At 40.8% G+C, this 15,295-nt stretch carries 22 protein-coding genes; 6 read left to right on the forward strand and 16 right to left on the reverse strand.

The window, feature by feature from the left end; translation table 11 throughout:
• The first annotated feature begins 56 nt into the window (after positions 1–56).
• On the forward strand, positions 57–1,085 hold the full coding sequence (locus MHI23_RS10000) for an SDR family NAD(P)-dependent oxidoreductase (protein WP_041109529.1): 1,029 nt from the start codon (positions 57–59) through the stop codon (positions 1,083–1,085).
• A gap of 51 nt (positions 1,086–1,136) precedes the next feature.
• On the opposite strand, the gene msrB is transcribed toward MHI23_RS10000, so the two are convergent.
• Together msrB and msrA are read right to left on the reverse strand one after the other, a co-directional pair.
• Entirely contained in the window at positions 1,137–1,568 is a 432-nt protein-coding gene (gene msrB, locus MHI23_RS10005; protein ID WP_024422719.1) for a peptide-methionine (R)-S-oxide reductase MsrB, read from the reverse strand.
• Positions 1,568–2,101 carry a peptide-methionine (S)-S-oxide reductase MsrA gene (gene msrA / locus MHI23_RS10010; protein WP_024422720.1) on the reverse strand — a complete coding sequence of 178 codons (534 nt, stop codon included), beginning with the start codon at positions 2,099–2,101 and terminating at the stop codon, positions 1,568–1,570. The genes msrB and msrA overlap by 1 nt, the downstream gene beginning before the upstream one ends.
• Before the next feature lie 137 nt (positions 2,102–2,238).
• Here msrA and MHI23_RS10015 point away from each other — a divergent pair, with 137 nt between their 5' ends.
• The 3 genes from MHI23_RS10015 (at position 2,239) to MHI23_RS10025 (ending at position 3,771) form a co-directional block, all read left to right on the forward strand.
• On the forward strand, positions 2,239–2,670 hold the full coding sequence (locus MHI23_RS10015; protein ID WP_342491938.1) for a MarR family transcriptional regulator: 432 nt from the start codon (positions 2,239–2,241) through the stop codon (positions 2,668–2,670).
• A 54-nt stretch (positions 2,671–2,724) separates the two neighbouring features.
• Positions 2,725–2,985, forward strand: a complete 261-nt coding sequence (locus tag MHI23_RS10020) for a hypothetical protein (protein WP_024422721.1) — start codon at positions 2,725–2,727, stop codon at positions 2,983–2,985.
• A 69-nt stretch (positions 2,986–3,054) separates the two neighbouring features.
• Complete coding sequence (locus MHI23_RS10025; RefSeq protein ID WP_235183633.1) at positions 3,055–3,771, forward strand: DUF4397 domain-containing protein; 717 nt, start codon at positions 3,055–3,057, stop codon at positions 3,769–3,771.
• 32 nt (positions 3,772–3,803) lie between these two features.
• On the opposite strand, the gene ypmT is transcribed toward MHI23_RS10025, so the two are convergent.
• The 7 genes from ypmT to ilvA form a co-directional block, all read right to left on the reverse strand.
• Positions 3,804–4,001: a protein YpmT gene (ypmT, locus tag MHI23_RS10030; protein WP_024422723.1), complete on the reverse strand. Its 198-nt coding sequence runs from the start codon at positions 3,999–4,001 to the stop codon at positions 3,804–3,806.
• 24 nt (positions 4,002–4,025) lie between these two features.
• Positions 4,026–4,592 carry a YpmS family protein gene (locus tag MHI23_RS10035; RefSeq protein WP_024422724.1) on the reverse strand — a complete coding sequence of 189 codons (567 nt, stop codon included), beginning with the start codon at positions 4,590–4,592 and terminating at the stop codon, positions 4,026–4,028.
• A gap of 10 nt (positions 4,593–4,602) precedes the next feature.
• Entirely contained in the window at positions 4,603–5,364 is a 762-nt protein-coding gene (locus tag MHI23_RS10040; RefSeq protein WP_224426673.1) for an SGNH/GDSL hydrolase family protein, read from the reverse strand.
• A 69-nt stretch (positions 5,365–5,433) separates the two neighbouring features.
• The gene (locus MHI23_RS10045; RefSeq protein WP_235566792.1) at positions 5,434–5,988 is read right to left on the reverse strand and encodes an SCO family protein; all 555 of its coding nucleotides are present in this window, start codon (positions 5,986–5,988) and stop codon (positions 5,434–5,436) included.
• 59 nt (positions 5,989–6,047) lie between these two features.
• Entirely contained in the window at positions 6,048–6,890 is an 843-nt protein-coding gene (locus MHI23_RS10050) for a DegV family protein (protein WP_024422727.1), read from the reverse strand.
• Positions 6,891–7,077: 187 nt separating this feature from the next.
• Positions 7,078–7,329 carry a YpmP family protein gene (locus MHI23_RS10055; protein WP_024422728.1) on the reverse strand — a complete coding sequence of 84 codons (252 nt, stop codon included), beginning with the start codon at positions 7,327–7,329 and terminating at the stop codon, positions 7,078–7,080.
• A gap of 36 nt (positions 7,330–7,365) precedes the next feature.
• Entirely contained in the window at positions 7,366–8,634 is a 1,269-nt protein-coding gene (ilvA, locus tag MHI23_RS10060) for a threonine ammonia-lyase IlvA (protein ID WP_025093104.1), read from the reverse strand.
• Between the two features lie 180 nt (positions 8,635–8,814).
• On the opposite strand from ilvA, the gene MHI23_RS10065 reads away from it, so the two are divergent.
• Both MHI23_RS10065 and MHI23_RS10070 read left to right on the forward strand, forming a co-directional pair.
• Positions 8,815–9,783, forward strand: a complete 969-nt coding sequence (locus tag MHI23_RS10065) for a sigma 54-interacting transcriptional regulator (protein WP_034623516.1) — start codon at positions 8,815–8,817, stop codon at positions 9,781–9,783.
• 14 nt (positions 9,784–9,797) lie between these two features.
• Positions 9,798–10,436: a hemolysin III family protein gene (locus MHI23_RS10070; RefSeq protein ID WP_024422731.1), complete on the forward strand. Its 639-nt coding sequence runs from the start codon at positions 9,798–9,800 to the stop codon at positions 10,434–10,436.
• A gap of 38 nt (positions 10,437–10,474) precedes the next feature.
• Here the strand turns inward: MHI23_RS10070 and MHI23_RS10075 are convergent, their stop codons facing one another.
• The 7 genes from MHI23_RS10075 to MHI23_RS10105 form a co-directional block, all read right to left on the reverse strand.
• Complete coding sequence (locus MHI23_RS10075) at positions 10,475–11,098, reverse strand: hypothetical protein (RefSeq protein ID WP_024422732.1); 624 nt, start codon at positions 11,096–11,098, stop codon at positions 10,475–10,477.
• Between the two features lie 19 nt (positions 11,099–11,117).
• Positions 11,118–11,603: a type 3 dihydrofolate reductase gene (gene folA, locus MHI23_RS10080; RefSeq protein ID WP_135032210.1), complete on the reverse strand. Its 486-nt coding sequence runs from the start codon at positions 11,601–11,603 to the stop codon at positions 11,118–11,120.
• A complete protein-coding gene (locus MHI23_RS10085) occupies positions 11,600–12,394 on the reverse strand; it encodes a thymidylate synthase (protein WP_024422734.1) in 795 nt (264 codons plus the stop codon). Before MHI23_RS10085 ends, folA begins: the two co-directional genes overlap by 4 nt.
• A 103-nt stretch (positions 12,395–12,497) precedes the next feature.
• Positions 12,498–13,025: a phosphatidylglycerophosphatase A gene (locus MHI23_RS10090; RefSeq protein ID WP_024428140.1), complete on the reverse strand. Its 528-nt coding sequence runs from the start codon at positions 13,023–13,025 to the stop codon at positions 12,498–12,500.
• A gap of 18 nt (positions 13,026–13,043) precedes the next feature.
• A complete protein-coding gene (locus tag MHI23_RS10095) occupies positions 13,044–13,661 on the reverse strand; it encodes a YpjP family protein (RefSeq protein WP_034623509.1) in 618 nt (205 codons plus the stop codon).
• 298 nt (positions 13,662–13,959) lie between these two features.
• Complete coding sequence (locus tag MHI23_RS10100) at positions 13,960–14,748, reverse strand: class I SAM-dependent methyltransferase (protein ID WP_224426674.1); 789 nt, start codon at positions 14,746–14,748, stop codon at positions 13,960–13,962.
• A gap of 66 nt (positions 14,749–14,814) precedes the next feature.
• Positions 14,815–15,249, reverse strand: coding sequence for a BrxA/BrxB family bacilliredoxin (locus tag MHI23_RS10105; RefSeq protein ID WP_024422738.1), 435 nt, complete (start codon positions 15,247–15,249; stop codon positions 14,815–14,817).
• Between the last annotated feature and the right edge of the window lie 46 nt (positions 15,250–15,295).

Below are 15,295 nucleotides of genomic sequence, written 5' to 3' on the forward strand. Positions count from 1 at the left end.
ATGCCGCTCTTTCACATATGATGCAAAGTAGAGAAATGAGAGTTGGGGGATTAGATATGTCCAAACAGATAGAAACGACTTTGAAGACCTTTTTTCGTGACAAAACGATATTGGTTACAGGCGGTACGGGGTCAATCGGCCGGCAAATCGTGAATAAATTAACAAGTTGCTCTCCAAAGAAGATAATCGTCTTCAGTAAAGATGACAGCAAACAATACATGATGAAAAATGAGTACGCAGATCATCCAGAGGTCGTATTCGCTTTAGGAGATGTCCGGGATGCAAGCCGCGTGAGACAGCTCGTCAAGGGTGTGGATATCATTTTCCATGCAGCGGCCTTAAAACAAGTACCCACTTGTGAAGATAATCCGTTCGAAGCCGTTCAAACGAATATCATCGGCGGGCAGCACGTCATTGAAGCCGCTCTCGAACATGAAGTGAGTCATGTCGTCAACATTTCAACTGACAAAGCGGTTTCTCCAACGAATGCCATGGGTGCAACAAAATTGATTTCAGAAAAACTATTTTTCCAAGCAAACGAAAGTATTCCGAATCAAAAAACGAGGTTTTGCTCTGTACGCTTTGGCAATGTGCTTGGATCTAGAGGTTCCGTTATTCCGATCATGCTCCAGCAGCTATTAAATGAAAAACCTTTGACCGTGACTGATCCTCATATGACACGTTTTTTTATGTCCATTGAAGAGGCTGTTTCCCTCACACTTCAAGCAGCAATCATGATGAAAGGCGGCGAAACCTTCATTCTCAAGATGGAGTCCTTACAGCTTGCCGATCTCCTAAAAGCGTTTCATGAATATGCCGCTCAAATCAATGCTAAATCTCCGGATATTCTTGTAGTCGGAAAAAGACCTGGCGAAAAGCTTCACGAGGAGCTCACATTTCCGCACGAGGCAGATGCACTGTTTGAACATGAACAATTTTATGCCATTTTACCGAGACCACATTTGCACCCTGCCTTTCAAAAAGTCGATTTAACGAATTACACCTCAAAAGAAGCACCGCTCATTACAAAAGAAAAGCTGTTCCACATCATCGAACAATTACATCATACACATCATAAAAAATAAAAAATCGTCACACGGAAGCAGCTGCTTTCCATGTGACGATTTTTAAATGGATCAATCAAATAGATGTTTCAAATCCCCGTAGCCTTCTTTTTCAAGATCATCCTTTGGGATAAACTTTAAAGCGGCTGAGTTAATACAATACCGAAGACCGTTTGGCCCTGGTCCATCAGGAAAAACATGACCTAGATGAGAATCAGCTGTTTTACTGCGAACCTCTGTCCGCACCATTCCATGACTCGTATCAACCTTCTCTGCTACTTCTTCCTCTTCAAGCGGTTTTGTAAAACTTGGCCATCCGCAGTGGGCATCAAACTTATCTAAAGAAGAAAAAAGCGGCTTTCCTGAAATGATATCCACATAGATACCTTCTTCTTTATGATCCCAAAATTCATTTTGAAATGGCGGCTCTGTGCCATTATTTTGCGTGACTTCGTACTGCATGCGATTTAATTCTTTTATACGCTTTTCTTTTTCATTTGCCATTATTTATCACTCCAATGGGACTCAATAAAACCGGCTCTGCCCGAACCGACATGATATCGTTCGTAGTGCATTTTGTTTTTCTTATAATAATGCTGATGATATTCCTCTGCTGGATAAAAAGGACCTGCGTCTAAAATTTCTGTAACGATTGGCTTTTTGAAAATCCCGCTTTGGCTCAGCTGCTCTTTCGATGCTTCAGCTAGCTTTCGCTGCTCGTCATGATGAACATAAATACCTGTACGGTAAGATTCCCCTCTATCGCCAAATTGCCCGCCATCGTCTGTTGGGTCTATTTGCTGCCAATACAGCTCTAGCAGCTTCTCATACGGGAACACGTCAGGGTCAAACGTAATTTGAACCGCTTCTCTATGACCCGTTGTATTTGTACATACTTCCTCATAGGTCGGATTCACTGTATGTCCGCCAGTATACCCTGATTCAACTTTGATAATGCCCGGCTGTTCATCAAAAGGTTTAACCATACACCAGAAGCAGCCTCCTGCAAATGTGGCTAATTCTTGTTTTTCAGACATATTAGTGCCCCCTTCATTTAAAAAATGGTATCATCATATTATAACATGATAAAAAATAATGAAAATGATACGACTTGTATACCAAAATAAAAGAAAGCATGACGTCGTATCTTTAAAATATAATGGGGGTTTAATGATTGGAACAAAGAAAACAAATGATGTACGAAATGGACACTTTACTGAGAACCGTATTTAAGCAGATCCGTTATGAAATTAACAGCCTGCTCGAAAACGAATTATCTCGGAATGAATTTCTTATTTTAAATCTGCTGCGTGAGCAAGGTGCAAAAAAAGTAACGGAATTCGCTTCCATTCTTGGAGTGTCAGCAAGTCATATTACCGCTGTGACTGACACACTCGTAGAAAAAGGCTGGATCACCCGTATCCGCTCAAAAGAGGACCGCCGCATCATCAAAATCCACTTAACCGATAAGGGTAAGGAAATTACTGAGCATTTTGAGAAAAAGAAAACGGAATACTTTATGGAGCGATTTGAATCATTTGATGACGAAGAACTAAAAACCATGATCAAATTATTTAAAAAGCTGGATAAAAGGCAAAAGGATTAAGCATAGATTTTAGCGCTCAGGACATGCTACGGATAAAAAGAGGTGGAATGAACCATGACAAGCCCTTATCTTTGTCCAAACTGTAAAACAAACAGAACGCGCTTTAATCTCATTGAGCAGCTTTCAGAACCTGTCAAGCTAGATCCAGCAACAGGAGCAGTTGTCGAAAGATACGAAGGAGAACAGCTGTCTCCTTTTCACTTGAGCTATCAAGGTCCTCAAATGAAAGTCCAGTGCGGCGTTTGTGGTTTAATTGAGGATGAAAAAACGTTCATTAAACTAGCTGAATATCATCAATATTCTTCTCCTTCTTAACATGCCGGCCTGACGGAATACGTCAGGCTTTTTTCTATGCTTCTTTTGCCTATACAGATCGCCTTTTTCATGCATACGCTACAAAAAACACCATTGTATGAGAAAGAAGGGATTGATGACATGCAGCAGCTCTTTTATCATGACTTTCCATATCGACCATTCGCTGACACCTACGAGCATCTTCAAAGCAGCCCTTCATCAAAAGCCTTTATTCGATTATTTCACGCTGCACCAGATCTAAGTGAGCTCGCTGTTTATGTGAACCGGAAGCAGGTAATGAAACCAATGCCTTACAGCCATTTGACCGCTTATATGGAGTGGGATGAGGGAATGTATGAAATAGAAGTATTCAAACTGGCTACAAATGAGAGAATTCTTCATTCCCGCATCCGATTTAAGAGCGGCGAGGTCTACACATTATGTATCACAGGTGCCCGTGCAGGCTTTGCACTGCTGACTGAGCAGCAGGCTACTTTGATCAAACAAGAAGACCTGTCAGCACTTGCATTTGTACAGCTGTCTCCGGACCTTCCTTCTATAGATATATATGAACGAGACCAAGGGATCATATCGAAGGAGCTTGATTATGTAAACAGCACCCACATTCATCATTTCTCCCCGAACAAATATCATTTTGAATTGAAAGCCGCGGGCACTCAAAGTGTACTGCTTGATATCCCAAAAGTTCATCTGCAAACAAAGCGTGCATACCTGATTCTGCTTCATGGTTTTGCTAACGGAGATCCTGAACTTATGGCAAAGGTGGTCTTGTCTCGGCAACTATAAAAAAGAGCCTTTCCTAAAATGGAAAAGGCTCCTTACGAGACATCTTCAGCTTTTTCTTGCTTTTGAAAATCAAAAGCAAGAATCATTGTGCCAAGAAATAATGCACAGTAGGCAATATTTAAGTAAAACTGATCGATATTTTCTGCTTTTAAAGCATTGGCAGCTGTTATGCCGAAGTACGCAGCAAATAAAAACGACAGTAAACTAAAATATTGATAGACTCGCTTCATGATAACACTCCTGACTCACACGTTCTATTGCTTTGGATGATAATATGAAAATTCAATTTCATCGTTCTGTAGATCAATTTTGTTCGCTTTCACATACATATCATTCGTCAGCGGCATTTCTGAAAGACGCACTTCAACCGTTTTTTGATCCGGTTTTACATGAACGAACTCTGGCAGCTCATAGAACTGACCCATGTAGCTTAAAACAAAACTAATCGGAATGCTCAATTGTCCAATTGAAAAGTCATCCACTTTCAAAAGCACATCACCATTATCTTCAACAGTTGGCGTAAATGAGACGTTTGCATCAATCGTTGAAGAGAAAGCTTTAATTGCGCCTGTTACTTTCACATCTTGATCGATTGCTACATGAAAGTCTGGCATATCATTTGATCCTTGATTTTTCAAATAATCATTCACAAAGCTGGTGAGTGATTCCTTTGAGCTGGATATATTAAAAGCATATTCGCTTTTCACTTCTTTGGTTGAAGCGGATTGACCGCCTGGCAGCAGCATCAAAATACCGCAGCCAATCACAATCAATAGATTGATTGCAAGTAAAATAAAAAATAAGCTTTTCCATTTTTTCATCTGTTTCACCCTATTCCTTCGGCAGTCCTTCTTTTTTCACTTCGGAGAATAAACGATTTGCCATAAGAGAGTACCCCTTTTGGTTTGGGTGGAAATCATCTTCTGCCAGTAATTTTTCATCAGAACCTTCTTCAAATAAATCTGCTACATTGACCATATCCGCATTGCCGTCTTTTTTGAGTTCCTTTTTGGCAGCGGCATTCCAGTCTTGAACGACTTCATCAATATCTCGCAGCTCAGACAAACTGAATTTAAAAGGATTGTACATGCTGACATACATGATTTTCGCATGAGCATTCTGTTCTCTCAGTTGAGCAAGAATGGTTTTAAAGCGCTCTTCAAAAGGACCCTGCTCTTTTTGAAAAGGAGCAAACGTCAAATTAAGCACATTTTGACGGACAACATGCATGAGATCATTCCCGCCGATCGTAAAGAAAATATAGTCAGCGTCTTTCAGTCCGTCCTGCACCTTTTTTTCTTTTAATCTTTTTAATAAATCTACTGTTCTACTGCCTTTAATGGCATAGTTTTTTAATGTGACAGACTGCACGCCGTCCACTGCTTCTATCTTGTCACGGGTCATGCCTGCATAGCCTTTTTTATCTTGATCTCCGATTCCTTCTGTTAAGGAATCTCCAACCGCTGCGATGGTAATATGTTCTTTTACTTTTGGTGTGTCTTCTAGTTTATCCTTTATGCCAGCCTCTTGCGCGGAACATGCAGAAAGAACAAAAGCTAGAGACATCACAATCAAAATCAAACGAGCCTTCAAACGATGATGTCCCTCCTTTTTCTGATTAAAAAAGTGTATCATGTTTTCGCCCATTTGAACATCCTTATGCTAGCTTCGGTTCAGCGTTTTGATGTCCTTGATGATGTCATCATAAGGTGTGTTTTGCACCCCATCATAGTTTTTCATCACTTTCCCATCTTGATTGACAAGGAAAAACAGGGACTGATGAATCACTTGGTCTTCATCTTCAGGTTTTTTTACAATGGTTTTAAAACTTTTCATTGCGAATTTTTCAATTTCTGACTGTGAATACCCAGTGAGAAAATCCCAATTTTTAAAGGACAATGGATAGGCTTTTGCAAATTCCTTTAGCTTTTTCGGTGAATCGACCTCTGGGTCCACGCTAAAGGAAATGATATGCGCATCCAATTTTTCTTCTGTTAACCGTTTTTGCAGCTCTGTCATATGAGCAGTCATCGGCGGACAAATCGTTTCACAGCTTGTGAAAATAAAATCAGCTACCCATACTTTCCCCTTCAAATCATCCAATGACACCTTTTGGCCATCTTGGTTTTCAAACTCAAACGGCTCTATTTGATAATTTAAAGCATCCTTGATTTGTCCATTTGAACATGAGACTAAAAGAAGCACGCTTACCATCATAAGCGCACCAAGTAAGGCTCCCCTTTTTCTATACATGATATGTCCATCCCCTTTTTCTATCAATCGGTATAAAAAGTAAAACCTATTGCGCCCTTTCCAGTATGACACGAAATAATCGGTGTTGTGTAGGCAATGTCAATCAGTGCTTCAGGTGTGTGATCAAGCAGCGCTTTTTTTAGCTTTTCAGCGAGTTCTAATGCATCTGCATGTGCGATCCCAATGGCTTGAACTGTTTTTCCCTTCACCGCCTGTACATACTGTTTTGTCAGATGGCGGACAAGCGCAGAGTAGCTTCTCACATTCGCTTCTGGCGTATATACCCCGTCTGTTAAGCTGGCAATAGGTTTGATGTGAAGAAGTGAGCCGATGAGCGCCTTTCCTCTTCCAATTCTGCCGCCTTTGACGAGATTTTCTAATGTATCGATCGTGACATATAGCTTTGTTTGATGACGGATTTTATCTAATTCTGTGATAATATCTTCACGGCTTGCACCCTTTTTGGCTAGTTCTGCTGCTTTGATGACTTGAAATCCTAATCCATAGGAAATAAAATTCGAATCAATCACCGTGATATTTCCATCTACCATTTTCGAAGCGCTTTCAGCAGTTTGAACAGTACCACTCATTCCACCAGTTAAATGGATACTGATCACTTCGCTTCCATCTGCCGTCAGCTTTTCATATAATTCGACGAATTGACCGATCGCAGGTTGAGACGTTTTCGGCAGTTCCTCAGCGGCCTCCATTTTTTCAATAAATTCATCTGGCTGTATATTCACTCGGTCAATATAATCAACTCCAGAAATGGAGATATTGAGCGGAATCACGTGAATGGAAAGATCATTGATTTTTTCTTGCGGAAGATCCACAGTTGAATCTGTTACAATTTTAATTTGTTTCACTATCGTCTCATCCTTGCTGTCTTAGTCTTTACTTATGATATTACCTTATTTCCTGCACACTTGAAAACAACTGACCTAACGTTTTTGAAATTGTCACATTTTCTTCTTGTCACGAAAAAAATCCTTGCCAAACTGAGCAGCAGCCATTTCAAAATGGCTGCTTCCCCCTTTTGACAAAGATTTCTGCTTACGCATTGTGTTTCAATGTAGGCTCCTGATAGATCTGTTCATATGTGCTCCACTTGACGTTACGTTTCACATCCTCTCTGAAAGAGTACACAGCTCTCTTTCCTTTAGATACATAGACTTTTTTCAAGAAAGCTTCAAGTCTAAAGGTGAGCATGAAACGATACGTCTCATCTCCCTTTAGAACAGGGACTTCTGTTACCTTGATCTGAGCTCCATCCATCCGTCTAAAACATATTGTTTTGAGCAGCACAAACGATCAATCCTCTTTTCCAATTATCTGTTAAGCCTAAATAAATAGGTGGAATAAATCTTGATCTTTATTCACTTCAACATAGTGGAATCCTTTTTTATCCATCCGCTCAATCAGCGCTGCATAGTCATCTCTTTCTTTCAATTCGATGCCGACTAGCGCAGGACCTTTGCTTCGGTTATTCTTTTTCGTATATTCAAAGCGTGAGATATCATCATTTGGCCCTAACACTTCATCTAAAAATTCACGAAGCGCTCCTGCTCTTTGCGGAAAATTGACAATAAAGTAATGTTGAAGCCCTTCATAGATCATCGAGCGTTCTTTGATTTCCTGCATTCTGCCGATGTCATTATTTCCTCCACTGACAATACAGACAACATTTTTCCCTTTGATCTCCTCGCGATGAGCATCTAATGCTGCGATCGGCAATGCGCCAGCCGGTTCTGCTACAATTGCACATTGATTATACAGCTCTAAAATCGTTGTACATACTTTCCCTTCTGGTACAAGACTGATTTTATCGACAACAGACTGAAGCGATGTAAACGTCTTTTCGCCAATCCGCTGAACCGCTGCTCCGTCTACAAACTTATCAATCGAATCAAGTGTCACAACCTCGCCCTTCTCATGCGAGGCATGCAGTGAAGCTGCGCCAAGCGGTTCGACTGCAATGATTTCGGTTTCTGGTGAGATATTTTTGATATATGTACCAACACCAGATAACAGACCTCCACCTCCGACACTTGCAAATAAAAAGTGAGGCTCCACTTCGATATCATTTAAGATTTCGACAGCAGTCGTTCCTTGTCCTGCCATCACATCCAGATCATCAAACGGATGGATAAATTCGCGCTTCTCTTCATCTCCGCATTTTACGGCTTCATGATATGAATCATCAAACGTATCTCCGGTTAAGATAATTTCAACATATTCTTTTCCGAACAGCTCCACTTGTGATACTTTTTGCCTTGGCGTCGTAGCAGGCATAAAGATTTTCCCGTGGATGCCTAAATATTTACAAGAATAGGCAACACCCTGCGCGTGATTTCCAGCACTTGCACAGACAATGCCATTTTCTAGTTTATCTTTTGGAAGCTGGCTCATTTTATTAAAAGCGCCTCTTAATTTAAAGGAACGAACTACTTGAAGATCCTCTCTTTTTAAGTAGACATTGCATTCATATCGTTCAGAAAGTCGCTCATTTTTTTGAAGTGGTGTATGAATGACTACATCCTTCAAATTTTGATGGGCTTTTAAGATGTCTTTCACTTGAATTAGCGTATTTTCTTTGAGCAACGGTTTCATGTACAAGATCCTTTCTCTTTAACCTTATTTAATTTGTCATTATAACATGAATATTCAAAAAATAAACCAATAGATCACGATCCATCATAAATTTTATAAACTTTTTCGTTTTCCTGTACATTTGTTTTAATTGGGTGTTACAATTGAACCAATTAGAACCACAAAGAAAGGAATCACCCAATGGCCACTCAATCATTCGCGTCTATCTATGGAGATCATCAAGATATCAAGCATGCAATTCATCTGGCAAAACAATTTTCGAAAAACGAACAGCCGGTCTTGATAACAGGAGACATCGGCACAGGCAAAACGCTATTCGCCCAAGAAATGGCGAACGTATCTGTTCCACACGCATCACTGACACACATGTATTGCCCCATCTTGAATGAAGAAACCTTACAGAAAGCCTTCACAGAAAAAAACAATCAAATTCTTTATTTAGATGAAATCGGTGCATTGAGTATTTCTATGCAGCACCAGGTCATTCACTTTCTAGAAACGTCACCTGCAACAAAAGTAATCGCTTCTTCGTCTTTATCAATAGAGGCACTCAGGGTTTCTTCTACCTTTTTACCCGAGCTGTTTTATCGTCTGAATGTTCTTCATTTGGCCCTTCCAGCTTTAGCCGAACGAAAAACAGATATTCCTGTGTTAACAAATGCTTTCTTTCAAAAGCTGAACATGGCACCTGATATTGATCCAAGTGTTTGGGAGGCCTTGCAGCAGTATCCATTTGAAGGAAATGTCCAAGAACTCAAAAATATTGTTCATTACGCTGCGTCTATACTCGAGGGCCACACGGTATTTTTACATCATTTACCGCCCTTTGTGTTAGCACCCCTTCCCTCAGCCTTAAAAGGAAAAAAGGAAGAACACCAGCTCACACTAATGGAAAAACAAGAGTTTGTTTTCTTGCTGGAAGCAATTAAATCTCTCAATGAAAAAGGAGAAGCAGCCAGCAGGCGTATCTTGTCTGAATTAAGCAAACAAGGAGACATCCCGCTGACCCCTCAGCAGGTGCGAAACCGCTTAGATGATCTTGAGAAAAAAGCATACGTGACGAAAGGAAAAGGCAGGGCCGGAACGAAGATTACACTTGAAGGTCTTTCATTCCTGAAGTCGCTTGATGGTTATATACCGGTTCAATAAAAGGAGGACATCCATTGTTTACTGTAAAAGAAGAAATTGCAAACGCCATTACACATGGCATTGGTGTTATTTTATCCATTCCAGCTATTGTGTTTCTCGTCTTATTCGCTGTTCAATACGGCACCGTCACAGACATTATCAGCTTTTCGATATTTGGTGCATCCATGCTGCTGCTCTATTTAAGCTCAACCCTGCTTCATAGCATTCGGCACCAAAAAACAAAAGATATTTTTGAAATTCTCGACCACTCGGCTATTTATGTATTGATTGCTGGTACATATACACCCTTTTTACTTGGACCACTAAAAGGTGCACTGGGTTATACACTCCTTGCGATTGTATGGGCGCTTGCTGCTGGTGGGATTGTCTTTAAAATCTTTTTCGTCAAACGCTTTATTATCGTATCTACCCTTGTCTATTTATTAATGGGCTGGATGATCATCATTGCCATCAAACCGCTTTATATCCAATTAACAGGTGCAGGATTTGGCCTCTTACTGTTAGGCGGCATTTTATATTCGGTCGGAACCATCTTTTATATTTGGCGGAAAATCCCCTATCATCATGCGATTTGGCACAGCTTTGTTCTCGGCGGCAGCGCCTCGATGTTCTTCTGCATTTTATTCTATTGTGTGAACGTTCCTGCTGCATGAAAAAAAACCAGCATCCACTATTCGGATGCTGGTTTTTTCTATGCACGCTTTTGTGCGTAATCACTGATCATGACAGGAGCTTTAATATGAATATCAACATTAACAGGACGCAGTCTTTTCACGATCTTCCCAGTTAAAAGACGATCCGTTCCGCTCGTTTCAATCGGTACAAGCGGACAATCGGATTCTTCAGCCAGCGCCTCTGCAATGTGACGATATGCTTCTGAAAGCAAGATACTCTGCCCAGACATGATTCTTTCCTTTGCTTCTTCTAATAAGACCTCATCCGTTTGATTCTGATGAATGACCGCCATTTTTTTGAGCCATTGTTTTATAATCGGATACCGAAAGAGCTTCGGCTTTGCCATAAAAGCAAATGGCTTCTCAAGGTGGCCGATCAATAATGTCGTTGTGACTGGATTCAGCTCTTTTGTGACATAAATAACCGGGCCATCTGGCAGCTTCTTTTGCTGATGAATGGTCATGACTGATCCTGATTGATCAATACATCCCCGGGCAAATCTTTTTGCATGCTCATGAATGAGATGCATTCGTTTCGTATAGGAAATGCGTGGATCCGTTAATTCATGATCGTACAAATGCCTCATACTTTTTAAAAAGGATACAACAACATAAATCGTTAAAAACCAATAACGAAACAACCGTACTCCTCCTACTCACTTATCCTTTTTTGTCATAGACGACAAATTCATAATTGTAGGGGTTCTTTTCGTCACGATGGCCTTTTTCGCGTGATACAATCGTCCATTCATCTTCATTGTAATACGGGAAATAGCGGTCTCCTTCAAACGCATGGTGAATGTGCGTGATATAGAGACGATCCGCATATGGCATCATTTCTTCATACAGCTTAGACCCGCCAATGATAAATAGCTCTGTCTCGCTTTCCGCAATTGCCAAAATGTCAGCAATTGAATGAACAACCTCGCATTCTTCTGCTTTAAAAGAAGAACTTGTGGTCAGCACAATGTTTCGGCGGTTAGGCAGCGCTCGTCCAATCGATTCAAAGGTTTTTCTGCCCATGACAATCGTATGACCGCCTGTGACTTTTTTAAAATACGCTAAATCTGCTGGTAAATGCCAAGGCATTTGATTATCTTGACCAATGACTCTGTCTTCTCCTGTCGCCACAATCATGGAAATCATACACTGACTTCTCCTTTAATATGCGGATGCGGATCATAGTTCTCAAGCACAAAATCATCAAACGTAAAATCAAAAATGCTCTTTACATCTCTTGTAATACGAAGCGTAGGAAGCGTGCGTTCCTCGCGCTCTAGCTGCATTTTCACCTGTGGAAGATGATTTTGGTAAATATGAGCATCTCCGAGTGTATGAATAAACTCTCCTGGCTCAAGATTTGTGACTTTGGCAATCATCATCGTTAGAAGAGCATATGAAGCGATATTAAATGGCACGCCTAAAAAGATATCTGCCGATCTTTGATATAGCTGGCAGGAAAGCTTCCCGTTTGATACGTAAAATTGAAACAGACAATGACAAGGAGGCAGCGCCATTTGATCAATTTCCCCCGGGTTCCAAGCACTGACGATCAGTCGTCTTGAATTCGGGTTGTGCTCAATATCATGAATCAGCTTTGCGATCTGATCCACTGTCTCGCCGTCTCCGCTCGCCCATGATCTCCACTGTGCACCGTACACACGGCCCAGCTCTCCATTTTCATCTGCCCATTCGTTCCAAATCCGGACACCATTTTCTTGAAGATATTTGACATTTGTATCACCTTTTAAAAACCAAAGCAACTCATGAATGATTGATTTCAGGTGTAATTTCTTTGTGGTTAAAAGAGGAAACCCTTCCTGTAAATCAAATCTCATCTGGTAACCGAACGTGCTGATTGTACCTGTACCCGTTCTGTCACCTTTTTCATCCCCGTGCTGTAATACATGACGGCATAACTCTTTGTATTGTTTCATTTTTTTCATCCTTTATTTATGTTCTTGTTGTAGTTTACCTTATTTCAGCTTTTCTTGAAACCAAAAAAACATGCCTGCATGATGAGCAGACATGTTTTTCTTTTTATGCTTGATTCACTCGTTCCTGCTCTTCATCCTTAATATCTTGGTGTGAGTGAGCAATGCGGCTTGCAGCTGCTGCGGCAAGTGCAGCGACTAGGTCATCAAGGAAAGTATGCACTTCCCCTGGACGGCCTTCATCTAATTCACGAATAATACCAAATTTCTCTTTATCTAAATAACCGAAGTTGGTCAAACCGATTGATCCATATACATTGACAATGGAAAGCGGAATAATCTCATCAATTCCATATAGCGGCTCATCTGTTTCAACTAAGTGCTGTAAAGGTTCTGGCAAAAGCTTTTTTTCTGCCAGCTGATCAAGGGCAAGTCCTGTTAAAACTGCATGGACAATTTCTCTTTTATTTAGCACTTTTTCAACATTTTCAATACAGACACTAAGTGGAAGGTTTGGATGATATTTTTCTTGGAGCTTCAGCACAATGTGTGCGATATCTTCAATTTTCACTCCGCGATCGTTTAACATTTGTTTTGTAATCTGCACCATTTCGTTCATTGTATATTTTTTCAATTGGCATGACATCTCCTTCTAGTGGCTCATCCAGCTCGGCGGGGTGTTTTTATCCCAGTAAATATTACCGAGTTCATGATGCGTCTGGAATCCATCTTCTGCTGTATGGTAATGAAAGTTAAACCAATATCCGCTGTGAGGCGGCTGATCTCTTCTGACATGAAAACGGAGCAAATCTTCTCCGGTCTTGCGGTTGTAAATGTGGAAGATTTTTTCGCCATTTCCGCTTGAAGGCTGATCAGTTATCACAACATCTTGAAATTTTTCGTCATCTTTGAAATTTGTTAAATAGTCGGTTAACACTTGTTCAATCTTCGGCTGAATTTCTTCTCTGTACTCGTCCTCAATGACAGGTGTGATTTTACGGCCAAATTTGAGAAAGGATTGATTTTCTGCACTTGACAGCACCTCTTGCTTATATTGCTCAAAGGGATCTATCTGCTCTTTGCTTTCCTCTTGCGTTAGTTCCCAGCTGCGCAATTCATCTGATGTATCATAAACAGCTGTATAAGGCGTTTTATCAGATGAAGAAAGTTCAGAGGGCTTGTCTGTCATCAAAGCCGACGGAGGAGAGACTAAACCAAAAGTTGCAATCGTAAAGAGCACAACAAGCGTTTTTCTCATCCACATCTTCATGATATCTAATTCCTTCCATAAGTTATCATACTGCTATTCTAGCATATAATGAATTTTCAGTCATTCAATTTGGTCACCGATTTGAGACTTTCTTTTTTATAATAAAACGTTTACAATGGCAGTAAAGGCGACTAAAATTTGGGAGGAATGGGTATGCTTGAAGGGTTTTTTATTACGGCTTCCTTGCTGACATTATTTTATTTTGTCTATATGGAGATTACAGATTAAAAGCCCTGAATAAGGGCTTTTTTAGATGCTTGACAAGGAATTAAAAAGAATTGTCTGCACAGCTGAACCTTTAGCGAGGGCTTTTTTCTTTCTCAATATATCCATAATGAAATTGGGCTGTTTTTCGTTTTAAAACGTGAAATTGATAGGAGTCTGCTAGAAATCGGGTGCTTTTCCAATGATCTTTTAAAACCACTCTTTTTCTCGCTACTCTCACCGCTTCTTGGACGGCTGTTTCGTGATCAAAGTGGTACTCTGCCGCATGACGGAGCGGAGCGATACTTGCAGATTCTTGAATCGCCTCCTCAAACATCGGGTCAAAATAGACGACATCAATTGATTCATCAGAGAGCTTTTTTAGCTGCTCGATACTGTCTCCACTTACAACAGATATCCGTTTCATCGCTTCATCTGCCTCTCTTACCCCTGTCTCCCATGTGTTTAATCCTTCTCGGACTAACAATGCTGTCATGGGATTCTTTTCGATACCAATGACCCTTCCATTCGGACCTACTCGCAAGCTGGCTGTAATGGCATCTGATCCTAGGCCAAGCGTACAATCTAAAAAGGAATCGCCTGGCCGAAGCTGCGTGGCTTCGATTAAAGGATCCTTTTCTCCGCGCATGAGCCGCTTCACCCTGAACATTGCTGAGCTTGGATGGAAGAAGAACTTTTCACCATTTGGCTGATACCATTCGAATCTTTCTTTCCCCACAACAAGGACGTCTCCTCGTTTCATCGCAAGCTGCTTGACGGATTGTTTGCGCCTTTCAACATACTCACCATGTAAATCCTCTGCAAGGGCTTTTGCTATTTCAATTGTTTGTTCATTTGCTCTAAAGCTTGTTGTGATAAGCATGCGGTTCCTCCATCATGATCAAGAAAAAATGCCCTGATTTGATCACAGGACATTTCAACATGTGTATTAGCAATGTTTTTCGAATGCAGATAAGACGTTGTTCATGATGTCTTCCATTTCATGACCTTCAATTTCGTCACGCGGAATAAAATGAACGAGTTCATTTCCTTTTAAAAGTGCCATAGATGGAGACGATGGCTCTTCCCCTGTGAAGTATTCTCTCATTTTTGCCGTTGCTTCCCTGTCCTGACCAGCAAAAACTGTGACAATTCGATCTGGTGTTTTTTCTGCCTTCATCACAGCTTGTGTAGCAGCTGGGCGTGCTAAGCCGGCAGCGCACCCGCATACAGAATTGACAACGACAAATGTCGTTCCTTCTGCTTCTTGCATCGTTTGTTCTACTTCTTCTTCCGTTGTTAGTTCTTGAAATCCTGCACTTGTCAGCTCTTGACGCATCGGTACAACGAGCTGGCGCATATATTCTTCATATGCCATTGACATAAAAAAGCCCCCTCTATAATCCTTATGTTGTGAATAAAGGATACTA

Origin of the sequence: Bacillus sp. FSL M7-0003 (assembly GCF_038628485.1) — a bacterium.
GTDB lineage: Bacteria > Bacillota > Bacilli > Bacillales > Bacillaceae > Bacillus > Bacillus safensis.